Genomic DNA, 10,971 nt, shown 5'->3' with positions numbered 1-10,971 from the left:
GAGGCGCTGCGCGCCACCCTTCTGGCACCGCGGCTGCCGTGCCCCCGCCCGGCGCGTGCACGGTCGGCGTGTGCGGTACGTGATCGGCGACGAGCCAGGACAGGTCAACGGCATGCGATGGCGCACGGGGTCCGCGCCGTAGCGAGCCCCGGCCGTCGCCCCCCGCCGTACAGGGGGATCCGCACGACCCACCGCGCCGACCGTCCACCGGTCGGCGCGGCGCTCCGCCATGGCGCATACGGTGACATCACCCGTTGCGATTCGAGGAGCACGTCGCATGTCGTCCGACTTCTTCATTCCGGACCCCGAGGGTCTGATCCCCAGCGCCGAGGGGTACTTCGGCGCCTACGGTGGCAAGTTCATCCCGGAGGCGCTCGTCGCCGCCGTGGACGAGGTCGCCGTCGAGTACGACAAGGCCAAGGCCGACCCGGCCTTCGCCGCCGAGCTCAACCAGCTCATGGTCGACTACACGGGCCGCCCCAGCGCGCTCACCGAGGTCGCGCGCTTCGCCCGGCACGCCGGGGGCGCCCGCGTCTTCCTCAAGCGCGAGGACCTCAACCACACCGGCTCGCACAAGATCAACAACGTGCTCGGCCAGGCACTCCTCACCAAGCGCATGGGCAAGACCCGCATCATCGCGGAGACCGGAGCCGGCCAGCACGGCGTCGCCACCGCGACAGCCTGCGCCCTCTTCGGGCTCGAGTGCACCATCTACATGGGTGAGATCGACACCGAGCGGCAGGCGCTGAACGTGGCGCGGATGCGGATGCTCGGCGCCGAGGTCATCGCCGTGAAGTCCGGCTCCAGGACCCTCAAGGACGCCATCAACGAGGCGTTCCGCGACTGGGTCGCCAACGTGGACCGCACCCACTACCTCTTCGGCACGGTCGCCGGGCCGCACCCCTTCCCGGCGATGGTCCGCGACTTCCACCGGGTGATCGGCGTCGAGGCCCGCCGCCAGATCCTGGAGCGTGCCGGCCGGCTCCCGGACGCCGCGGTCGCGTGCGTCGGCGGCGGTTCCAACGCCATCGGCCTCTTCCACGCCTTCATCCCGGACGACGGCGTCCGTCTGATCGGCTGCGAGCCCGCCGGACACGGTGTGGAGAGCGGCGAACACGCGGCGACCCTCACCGCGGGAGAACCCGGGATCCTGCACGGCTCCCGCAGCTACGTCCTCCAGGACGACGAGGGCCAGATCACCGAGCCGTACTCCATCTCCGCAGGGCTCGACTACCCGGGCATCGGCCCGGAGCACGCCTACCTCAAGGACGTCGGCCGCGGCGAGTACCGCGCGGTCACCGACGACGCCGCCATGCAGGCGCTGCGCCTCCTCTCCCGCACCGAGGGGATCATCCCGGCCATCGAGAGCGCGCACGCGCTGGCCGGAGCCCTGGAGATCGGAAGGGAGCTCGGCGAGGACGGGCTGATCCTGATCAACCTGTCCGGCCGCGGCGACAAGGACATGGACACGGCCGCCCGCTACTTCGGGCTGTACGACGGAGCCGACGGGGTCGTCGAGGCCGACGTGGCCGACGGAGAGGTGGAGGTCACCAAGTGAGCGGCAACCGAGAGCTTCTGGAATCGACGCTGGCCGGGGCGGCGGCCGAGGAGAGGGCGGCGCTCATCGCCTACCTGCCCGGCGGCTTCCCGACCGTCGACGGCGGGATCGAGGCCGTCAAGGCGGCCGTCGCCGGTGGCGCCGACGTCGTCGAGATCGGCCTCCCGCACAGCGACCCGGTGCTCGACGGGCCGGTCATCCAGACCGCCGACGACATCGCGCTGCGCGGCGGCGTCAGGATCGCCGACATCATGCGCACGGTCCGTGAGACGCACGAGGCCACCGGCGCGCCGATCCTCGTCATGACCTACTGGAACCCGATCGACCGCTACGGCGTCGAGCGCTTCACCGCCGAGCTCGCCGAGGCCGGTGGCGCCGGGTGCATCCTGCCCGACCTGCCGGTCCAGGAGTCGGGGCTGTGGAGGGAGCACGCCGAGAAGCACTCCCTCGCCACCGTCTTCGTCGTCGCCCCGAGCAGCAGGGACGCCCGCCTCGCCACCATCACGGCCGCGGGCTCCGGCTTCGTGTACGCCTCCTCGCTGATGGGGGTCACCGGCACCCGCGAATCCGTCGGCGAGCAGGCCCAGGACCTCGTGCGGCGCACCCGCGCCACCACGGACCTGCCGGTCTGCGTCGGCATCGGGGTCTCCACCGCCGAGCACGCCCGGCAGGTCGCCGGGTTCGCCGACGGGGTGATCGTCGGCTCCGCCTTCGTCAAGCGGATGCTCGACGCCCCTGACGAGGCCGCCGGTCTCGCCGCCGTCCGCGCCCTCGCGGGCGAACTGGCCGAGGGCGTTCGAAAGCGCTGACACCTGTCGTCATCCGTACGGGTGGACCTGGGACCGGGGAGGCGCTCACGTGCCTCCCCGGTTCGTTTGCGCCATGTGAGCGAGAAGAACCAAGACCGAAGCAGAGCCGCGCGCGACCGGCTCGTCCAGCAGCGTGAGCAGGACCGGGCGCGCGAGCGCCGCCGCCGCACGCTGATCGTCTCGACCGCCGTGGTGGGGGTGCTGGCGCTCGCCGCCGTGATCGGCGTGATCGCCGCCAACGCCGGGAAGAACGACAAGGACAGCGAGGCCGGCCCCGCCGTCACCCCGTCCGGGGCGATGGGTGAGGACGGCCTGGCCCTCCAGGTGGGCGCCGACGACGCACCGTCCACGCTCACGATCTGGGAGGACTTCCGCTGCCCGGTCTGTGCCCAGTTCGAGAACGCCTTCCGCGACACCTTCGGCGAGCTCGCCGAGAGCGGACAGCTCAAGGTGGAGTACCACCTGGCCACGATCATCGACGGCAACCTCGGCGGCAACGGCTCCCTGCGCGCGGCCAACGCCGCCGCCTGCGCCCAGGACGTCGGCAAGTTCGCCCCGTACCACGACGTCCTCTACCGCAACCAGCCCGCCGAGACCGACGACGCCTTCGGCAGGAACAGCAGGCTGATCGAGCTCGCCGGGAAGGTGGACGGCCTGGACACCCCCGCCTTCCGCAGCTGTGTCGAGGACGGCACGCACGACAGCTGGGTCGAGAAGTCGAACAAGGCCTTCGGCGAGGGCGGATTCCAGGGCACCCCCACGGCACTGCTCAACGGCGAGTCGATCTTCCCGAAGAAGGGCGACGAGCAGATCTCCGAGGCCAACATCAAGAAGTGGGTGGCGGAGGCGAACAAGGGCAAGAAGCCGGGCACCGTCGGGGCCACACCGTCGGCGTCGTAAGGCGCCCGGAGCACCCCCGCCGGTACTCCGCAGGGGGTCCCGTTACCCAGAAGTTGCCGGGCGGCTTGCCGTACGTCCCGTCCGGCAAGGTAGCGTCGACCCCGTCATGAACCTTGCCTTCATTCCCAGCCCGTCGACCGGCGTGATCGAGCTCGGCCCGATCCCGCTCCGCGGCTACGCGTTCTGCATCATCATCGGTGTCTTCGTCGCCGTCTGGTTCGGCAACAAGCGCTGGGTCGCCAGGGGCGGCAGAGCGGGCACCGTCGCCGACATCGCCGTCTGGGCCGTGCCCTTCGGCCTCGTCGGCGGCAGGCTCTACCACGTCATCACCGACTACCAGCTGTACTTCAGCGACGGTGAGAACTGGGTGGACGCCTTCAAGATCTGGGAGGGCGGCCTCGGCATCTGGGGCGCGATCGCACTCGGTGCGGTCGGCGCCTGGATCGGCTGCCGCCGCCGCGGAATCCCGCTCCCCGCCTGGGCCGACGCCCTCGCCCCCGGTATCGCCTTCGCCCAGGCCATCGGCCGCTGGGGCAACTGGTTCAACCAGGAGCTGTACGGGAAGCCGACGGACGTCCCCTGGGCCCTGAAGATCAGCGAGGGCACCAACCGGGTCGCGGACACCTACCACCCCACGTTCCTCTACGAGTCCCTGTGGTGCGTCGGTGTCGCACTCCTGGTCATCTGGGCGGACCGCCGCTTCAAGCTCGGACACGGCCGGGCCTTCGCCCTGTACGTCGCCGCGTACTGCGCGGGCCGCGGGTGGATCGAGTACATGCGCGTCGACGAGGCGCACCACGTGCTGGGCCTGAGGCTCAACGTGTGGACCGCGATCATCGTGTTCCTGCTCGCCGTGACGTACATCGTGATCTCGGCCAGGCTGCGCCCCGGCCGCGAGGAGATCGTCGAGCCCGCCGCGGCGGACCCGGCCGGTGACGGCGAGAAGGCCGCGCCCTCCGACGGGACCGACGGGACCGACGACAACGGCGATTCCGACAAGGCCACCGGGGCCTTTGACGAAAGCACGGAGACCACCCCCGAGGCGTCGGCGCCCGAAGCCGACGAGACCGCGCAGAAGGCCGACCGGAGCTGACACCCGGCAGGCCGCCGAAGGGGCCGCCGGACCACAGAGGTCCGGTGGCCCCTTCGCGCGTGCCCGGGCCTCAGCGCCGCCCCGCCAGCGAGAGCGTGCGCCGCGCGGTCGCCACCACCGCGGCGTCGACGAACCGCCCGTCCGGGAGGGCCTGCGCCCCCGCCTCGGTCCGCGACGCCTCCAGGATCTGCTCCGCCGCCTCGACCTCACGGGCCGTGGGCCGGAACGCGCGCTCGATGACGGGCAGCTGCCGGGGGTGGATCGCCGCACGGCCGAGCAGACCGAGATCCCGCCCGTGCGCACACGAGGACCGCAGCCCGGACAGGTCACGGACGTCGGGGTAGACCGACATCACGGGCGGGTCGAGCCCGGCCGCCCGCGCCGCGATCACCACACGGCTGCGCGGCCAGTCGAGCCCGGCGTCGCCCCGGACCCCCAGATCCGCACGGAGATCCGCCTCGCCCAGCGCGACCCCGCGTACGGCGTGATGGGCCCCGGCGATCGAGTACGCGTGCTCGATCGCCAGCGCCGACTCCAGCAGCGGATACAGCGGCGCCCCCGGGGCCAGCGCCGCGACATGGTGGACCGAAGCCGCATGCGTGATCTTGGGGAGCCGCATCCCGGAGAGCCCCGGGAGCCCCGCCAGTGCCTTCACGTCGGCCTCGCCATGGACCCGGACGTGGACCGGTACCGCCATCGGGTCCGCCGTGACCGGATCCGCGAGGAGCTCGGCCGTCGCCGACCGGGCGTACTCCTTGCGGTCCGGGGCGACCGCGTCCTCCAGGTCGACGATCACCACGTCCGCGCCCGAACCGAGCGCCTTGCGGACCACCCCGGGCCGGTCCCCTGGGACGTACAGCCAGGTCAGCGCCACCGCCGGGCCGCTCACAGAGCGCCCTCGTCCCGCAGGGCCTCGATCACCGGTGCGGTGAGACCGAGCTCCGCCAGGATCTCCTCCGTGTCCGCGCCGTGGGGCCGGCCCGCCCACCGGATCGCCCCGGGTGTCTCCGAGAGCCGGAAGAGCACGTTCTGTATCCGCAGCGGCCCCAGCTCGGGATCGTCGACCTCGGTGATCGTGCCCAGCGCCCGGTACTGGGGATCCTCCATCACGTCCCGGACGTCATGGATCGGCGCGATCGCCGCCTCGGCCTTCTCGAACGCGTCCACCGCCTCCTCCCGGGTGCGCCTGGAGATCCAGTGGCCCACCGCCTCGTCCAGTTCGTCGGCGTGCTCGGCACGGGTGCTCCCGGCAGCGAACCACGGCTCCTCGATCACTTCGGGGCGCCCCACCAGACGCATCACGCGCTCCGCGACCGACTGGGCGGAGGTCGAGACGGCGACCCAGTGGCCGTCCGCGGTGCGGTAGGTGTTGCGCGGCGCGTTGTTGCGGGAGCGGTTGCCGGTCCGCGGCTGGACGTACCCGAGCTGGTCGTACCAGAGCGGCTGCGGTCCCAGCACGGTCAGGATCGGCTCGATGATCGCCATGTCCACCACCTGGCCGCCTCCGGTCCGGTCGCGTCCGGCCAGCGCCGTCATCACCGCGTACGCCGTGGCGAGCGCCGCGATCGAGTCGGCGAGCCCGAACGGCGGCAGGGTCGGTGGCCCGTCGGGTTCCCCGGTGACGGCGGCGAAGCCGCTCATCGCCTCGGCGAGCGTGCCGAAGCCGGGACGGTGCGCGTACGGGCCCGACTGGCCGAAGCCCGTGACCCGGGCCAGCACCAGCCGCGGATTGACGGCCCGCAGTTCCTCCCAGCCGAGCCCCCAGCGCTCCAGCGTGCCGGGCCGGAAGTTCTCGACGACCACATCGGTCTCCGCCGCCAGCTTCAGCAGCACGTCCCGACCGCCCGGCGAGGAGAGGTCCAGGGTCAGCGTGCGCTTGTTGCGGCCGAGCAGCTTCCACCACAGGCCGATCCCGTCCTTCGACGGACCGTGCCCGCGCGAGGGGTCGGGCTTGCGCGGGTGCTCGACCTTGATGACCTCCGCCCCGAAGTCCCCGAGCATGGTGGCCGCGAGCGGCCCGGCGAAGAGGGTGGCCAGGTCCAGGACCCGCAGGCCGGCGAGGGGAGCCGTGGGCGTCGTGGGTGAGGTCGCGGGAGTGTTCATGCGGCATCGATCTCGCTGCGGTAGGGCATGGACGTCGACGCGCCGTGTCTCTGTACGCAGAGAGCCGCGGCCGAGGACGCCCAGCCCACCGCCTCGGGGACGGAGCGGCCCTCGCCGAGCGCCACGGCGAGCGTGCCGACGAAGGTGTCACCGGCGCCCGTGGTGTCGACGGCGGTGACCTCGGGGGCCGGGAAGAGGACCGGTGGCTCGCCGCCCCGCGCCACGTACAGGCAGCCCTTCCCGCCGAGCGTGATCACGACCTCGGGCACCTGCTGGAGCAGGACCTGCGCGGCCGCGTGCGGTTCCGTCTGCCCGGTGAGCCGGGCGGCCTCGTGCTCGTTGGGGACCAGCAGGTCGACGGCGTCCAGGAGTCCGGGCGGCAGGGGCTGGACGGGGGAGGGCGTGAGGATCGTCCGGACCCCGTGGGACTTCGCCGTCCGCGCCGCTTCGGTCACGGCGGACAGCGGCAGTTCCAGCTGGAGGAGGAGCAGGCCGGCCGCGGCGACGGCCGCCCTCTCGCCCGGTCCCAGCGCGGTCACCGTGCCGTTGGCGCCCGGAACCACCACGATCGCGTTGGACCCCTCGTCGTCGACGACGATGTGCGCGGTCCCGCTGGGCCCGGCGACGGTGTGCAGCAGGTCCGTGTCCACTCCGGCGTGCTCCAGATTCGCCCGGAGCAGGGAACCGTACTCGTCGGTCCCGACCGCGCCGATCATCACGACCTCGCCCCCCGCCCGTGCGGCGGCCAGGGCCTGGTTGGCCCCCTTGCCGCCGGGGACGGTCCTGAACTCCCGTCCGGTGACGGTCTCCCCGCGCCCGGGTGCGCGGGCGACGTAGGCGACCAGGTCCATGTTGGTGCTGCCGAGCACCGCGATCGCTGTCATGGGCGGCGTACCTCCTGATAGGTCAGTTCCGCGAGGGTGTCGAAGCCGATGGAGCCGAGGCCGGAGACGGAGGTGGCGAGGCGGTTCTTGAGCGGGGCGGTCCAGCGGCCGGGCAGTGCGGCGGCCCGCCCGGCCAGCAGGCCCGCGAGGGAGCCCGCCGTCGCGCCGTTGGAGTCGGTGTCCCAGCCGCCGGACACGGCGTAGCCGATCGAGCGTGAGAAGTCCCCCTCCGCGTGGGTGAGGGCGGCGGCGAGCAGTGCCGCGTTGGGCAGGACGTGCACCCAGTGGTGGGTGGAGTCGTACGTGGCGTGGAGCCGGTCGACGACGGCGTCGAAGTCCTCCTCCCCGCGTGCCGTTTCGACACCGAGCCGCACCGCACGCGCGTACCGGGACCGGGGCGGCACCACACGGAGCCCGGCCGCCAGACAGCCGTGCACGTCCGTCTCCCCGCCGGCGGCTTCGGCGAGTGCGGCGGCGGTGAACATCGCCCCGTACACCCCGTTCGCCGTATGGGTGAGGACCGCGTCCCGATGGGCCTGCGCGGCGGCGGCCCCCGGGTCGCCCGGGTGCGTCCAGCCGTGGACGTCGGCCCGGATCTGGGCGCCGATCCACTCCCGGAACGGATTGCGCCGACGGGCCGTGGCCGGTGGTTCGAGGCCGTCGAGCAGATTGCGGTAGGCGACGCGTTCGGCGGTGAAGACGCGGCCCGCCGGGAGTTCGTCCAGCCAGAGCCGGGCGAGGTCGGACGTGCTGAACCCCCGGCCGTGGCGCTGGAGCAGCAGCACGGTCAGCAGCGGGTAGTTGAGGTCGTCGTCCTCCGGCATCCCGTCGATGTTCTCGGCCAGGGAGGTGGGCGCCGAGCGGCGGTTCCACGGATACGCGGCAGCCAGGCCGGCGGGCACCCCGCGGGCGGTGAACCAGGTGGTGAGCGGCCAGTTGCCGGTGGCGCGGGCCAGGGCGCGGATGCCGGGCAGCGGCAGCTTCTCGACGGGCTTGCCGAGGAGACAGCCGGCGGCCCGGCCCAGCCAGGCCGCGTGCAGAGCGTCGCTGCCGAGGGGCACCGGACGGCTCGAGGGCGCCGGCCAGCGCGGACAGGAGGCCCGGATCGCGGACAGGTCCGTCGGCTCGTCCCCCTCCAACGGGTTCTCCAGGGAGTCGAGTTCGTCCAGGAGCTGCTCGGCGAGGGCGCGCAGCCGCTGCGGGGCGGGCTGTTCCGAGGCCCCGGCGCGCCCAGGGGCCGGGGCGCCACCCGCCGCGTACCAGCGCCGCCCGACGGACCCGACGGACTCGGGGTCCCGGCCGTCCTGCGCGGCCTGGCGCAGCTCGTGGCCCACCAGGTCCTCGGGCTGGACCCAGGTCAGGCGGACGGTCACCGGTCCTCGCCCGCCAGCCCGGCGAAGGCGGCCTCGTGCGTGCGGCGCCGCGCGGTGTCCTGCGCGAAGACCTCACGTGCGACCTCGGCCAGGGCCCGCGCCGGGGCGTGCAGATCGAGGCGGCTGGCCTCGGCGACCGTCTTCACCCAGTCGACGGGAATGGCCTGCTCGCCGTGGAGGGCGCCCGCGAGAGCGCCGCTCATCGTGGCGATCGAATCGCAGTCACGGCCGTAGTTGACCGAGCCGAGCACAGTCCGGCGGTAGTCGCCGCCGCAGACGAGCAGCATGCCGAGCGCCACCGGCAGCTCCTCGATGGAGTGCAGCCGTGACGGACGCCGGGCGCCCAGCGAGGGGTCGCGGTAGTGGGGGCCCACCGTGTCGAACGGGGCGACCGCCGCGCGCAGCGGAACCAGCGCGGACTCGGAATCGGTGTAGCGGGACGCCGCTTCGCACACCGCCTCGATCGCCGAGCGGGTCCCGTCCTTGGCGAGGGCCAGCGCCGCCTCGACCACGGAGGAGGGCGTGGCGCCCGGCGTGCACGCCGCGGCGACCGCCGCGGCCAGGACCCCGGCCGCCTCCCTGCCGTACGAGGACTGGTGGGCGCCCGCGACATCCAGCGCCTCCGCGTAGGCGGCCTCAGGGTGGGCGGCGTTCACCAGCCCGACCGGCGCCATGTACATCGCCGCCCCGCAGTTGACGATGTTCCCCGAGCCCGCCTCCCGGGGATCGGCATGGCCGTAGTGCAGCCGCGTGACGATCCACTTCTCGGCGAGGAAGATCCGCTGCAGGGGGAGGGCCTCGGCCTCCAGCTCCGGAATCCAGCGGGGCCGTGACATCAGGTCCGGCACCAGGTGGTCGGCGACCGCGTACGCGTCGAGATGGCCACGCACCGTCTCGTAGACCCGGACCAGCGCATGGGTCATCAGGGTGTCGTCCGTGACGTGCCCGTCGCCCTTGTGGTACGGGGCGATGGGGCGTGCGGTGCGCCAGTCCTCGCCGTACCAGGGCCCGACGACGCCGGTCACCCGGCCGCCGTGGCGCTCCGCGATCTGCTCGGGCGTCCAGCCCTCGACCGGGCCGCCGAGCGCGTCCCCGACGGCCGCGCCGACGAGTGCGCCGGTGACGCGTTCATCCAGGGTGAGCGTCGTGGTGGTCGTGCCGTCCGCGAGCGGTTCGGATGTTTTGTGTGCCATGCCGGAATTGTCCACCCGGGGTGGCCGGTTCCGTGGCTGCGAGCAGCCCGGCGAGTTCGATGAGGTCCGTCCCGGCCAGCCGGGGCAGCGCGCACCCGGCCAGCGTGCGGCACGCCTCCCGCCAGCCCGCCGGCACGGTGGCCGCCCCGCCCAGCGCGCCGGTCAGCGCCCCCGCCAGGGCGGGCGCGGAGTCCGCGACCCGGGAGAGGCAGGCCGCGGCGGGGACGGCCTGCGCGATCTCGCCCCGGGCGGCGGTCGCCAGGGCCAGGGCGACCGGGACCGTCTCCGCGGCGGCGATCCCGTAGCTGTAGACGTGGTCGACGATCTGATGCTCCAGCACGGGCACGAGGGCGAAGGCGCCCGCCGCCTCGCCCGCGAACTCCCGGGCCAGCCGCACCGCGTGGACGGCGTTGCGGGCGATCTCCGTGCCATCGGGCAGCTGTTCGAGCGCGGCGTTGACCGCCGTGTCGACGTCGGCGCCCGCGAGCGCCTCGGAGATCGCGGCCGCGACGGCGCGCGCCCCGTGCACCCCGTCACCGTCCTGGGTGTACCGGGCGTCGAACTCGGCGAGCTCGGCCGCGGCCTCCGGGGCGCCGGGGTGCACGACCGCCAGCACGGCGGCCCGCACACAGGCGGCGTCGTCGAAGTAGTGGGGATTGTCGTGGCCGGTGGCAGGCGGGCGCAGCCCCGCGGCGAGGTTGCCGAGCCCGGCGCGTACGGAGATCCGGGCCCGGAGCGGGAGCACGGCCGACTCGACCTCGGGGGCCCGGGCGCTCGCGGCGGCGACCTTGGCGGCCAGCGCGTTCCACGCCCGGTCGACCGCGTCCCGCATCCGGTGGCCGGGGGAGAGGTCCGGTGCGTGGTCGGCGGCGGCCGCCAGCACCGTGCGGGCGGCGAACGCCGCCCACTCGGCGTCGTCGGACGGACCGAGCCTCAGCGGCTCCGGCGGCTGGTTGAGGGCGATCGGCACCGGCAGCGTCGTCGTGGCGTTCTGTTCCGCGAAGGTGTCCAGCTCCCGGGTGAGCCGCCGCGTCCACTCCGGCATCCGCGCCGCCCGG

General features: G+C 73.6%; 11 protein-coding genes. 5 read left to right on the top strand and 6 right to left on the bottom strand.

Annotated elements, in window-relative coordinates; genetic code table 11:
• The 5 genes from trpM to lgt all read left to right on the top strand — a co-directional run.
• On the top strand, positions 1-142 hold a 142-nt coding region (gene trpM, locus B9S57_RS36305), incomplete at its 5' end, for a tryptophan biosynthesis modulator TrpM (RefSeq protein WP_374935896.1).
• Between the two features lie 135 nt (positions 143-277).
• A complete protein-coding gene (trpB, locus tag B9S57_RS00180) occupies positions 278-1,558 on the top strand; it encodes a tryptophan synthase subunit beta (RefSeq protein ID WP_103513475.1) in 1,281 nt (426 codons plus the stop codon).
• Positions 1,555-2,367, top strand: a complete 813-nt coding sequence (gene trpA, locus B9S57_RS00175) for a tryptophan synthase subunit alpha (RefSeq protein WP_103513474.1) — start codon at positions 1,555-1,557, stop codon at positions 2,365-2,367. The genes trpB and trpA overlap by 4 nt, the downstream gene beginning before the upstream one ends.
• A gap of 75 nt (positions 2,368-2,442) precedes the next feature.
• Entirely contained in the window at positions 2,443-3,267 is an 825-nt protein-coding gene (locus B9S57_RS00170; RefSeq protein ID WP_103513473.1) for a thioredoxin domain-containing protein, read from the top strand.
• A gap of 106 nt (positions 3,268-3,373) precedes the next feature.
• Positions 3,374-4,360, top strand: a complete 987-nt coding sequence (gene lgt / locus B9S57_RS00165) for a prolipoprotein diacylglyceryl transferase (protein ID WP_103513472.1) — start codon at positions 3,374-3,376, stop codon at positions 4,358-4,360.
• Between the two features lie 70 nt (positions 4,361-4,430).
• Here lgt and B9S57_RS00160 read toward each other — a convergent pair whose 3' ends face one another.
• From B9S57_RS00160 to B9S57_RS00135, 6 genes are all read right to left on the bottom strand, one after another.
• On the bottom strand, positions 4,431-5,249 hold the full coding sequence (locus B9S57_RS00160) for a CoA ester lyase (RefSeq protein ID WP_103513471.1): 819 nt from the start codon (positions 5,247-5,249) through the stop codon (positions 4,431-4,433).
• Positions 5,246-6,463 carry a CaiB/BaiF CoA-transferase family protein gene (locus B9S57_RS00155; protein WP_103513470.1) on the bottom strand — a complete coding sequence of 406 codons (1,218 nt, stop codon included), beginning with the start codon at positions 6,461-6,463 and terminating at the stop codon, positions 5,246-5,248. The genes B9S57_RS00160 and B9S57_RS00155 overlap by 4 nt, the downstream gene beginning before the upstream one ends.
• The gene (gene rbsK / locus B9S57_RS00150; RefSeq protein ID WP_103513469.1) at positions 6,460-7,347 is read right to left on the bottom strand and encodes a ribokinase; all 888 of its coding nucleotides are present in this window, start codon (positions 7,345-7,347) and stop codon (positions 6,460-6,462) included. Before rbsK ends, B9S57_RS00155 begins: the two co-directional genes overlap by 4 nt.
• Positions 7,344-8,720: an ADP-ribosylglycohydrolase family protein gene (locus B9S57_RS00145; protein WP_103513468.1), complete on the bottom strand. Its 1,377-nt coding sequence runs from the start codon at positions 8,718-8,720 to the stop codon at positions 7,344-7,346. Before B9S57_RS00145 ends, rbsK begins: the two co-directional genes overlap by 4 nt.
• Entirely contained in the window at positions 8,717-9,913 is a 1,197-nt protein-coding gene (locus tag B9S57_RS00140) for an ADP-ribosylglycohydrolase family protein (RefSeq protein ID WP_181011180.1), read from the bottom strand. Before B9S57_RS00140 ends, B9S57_RS00145 begins: the two co-directional genes overlap by 4 nt.
• Positions 9,849-10,971: ADP-ribosylglycohydrolase family protein (locus tag B9S57_RS00135; RefSeq protein ID WP_103513476.1), on the bottom strand; the 1,123-nt coding region annotated here is incomplete at its 5' end. The genes B9S57_RS00135 and B9S57_RS00140, both read right to left, overlap by 65 nt.

The organism is Streptomyces sp. SM10, from assembly GCF_002910915.1.
Taxonomy (GTDB): Bacteria; Actinomycetota; Actinomycetes; order Streptomycetales; family Streptomycetaceae; genus Streptomyces.
Note: the sequence above shows the minus strand (reverse complement) of the source record. Positions and strands in the feature narration are given on the sequence as shown.

Excerpts from the sequence above, each read along its gene's own strand:
- trpB (WP_103513475.1), top strand. The coding sequence starts at position 278 with ATGTCGTCCGACTTCTTCATTCCGGACCCCGAGGGTCTGATCCCCAGC.
- B9S57_RS00140 (WP_181011180.1), bottom strand. The coding sequence starts at position 9,913 with ATGGCACACAAAACATCCGAACCGCTCGCGGACGGCACGACCACCACG.
- B9S57_RS00155 (WP_103513470.1), bottom strand. The coding sequence starts at position 6,463 with ATGAACACTCCCGCGACCTCACCCACGACGCCCACGGCTCCCCTCGCC.
- rbsK (WP_103513469.1), bottom strand. The coding sequence starts at position 7,347 with ATGACAGCGATCGCGGTGCTCGGCAGCACCAACATGGACCTGGTCGCC.
- lgt (WP_103513472.1), top strand. The coding sequence starts at position 3,374 with ATGAACCTTGCCTTCATTCCCAGCCCGTCGACCGGCGTGATCGAGCTC.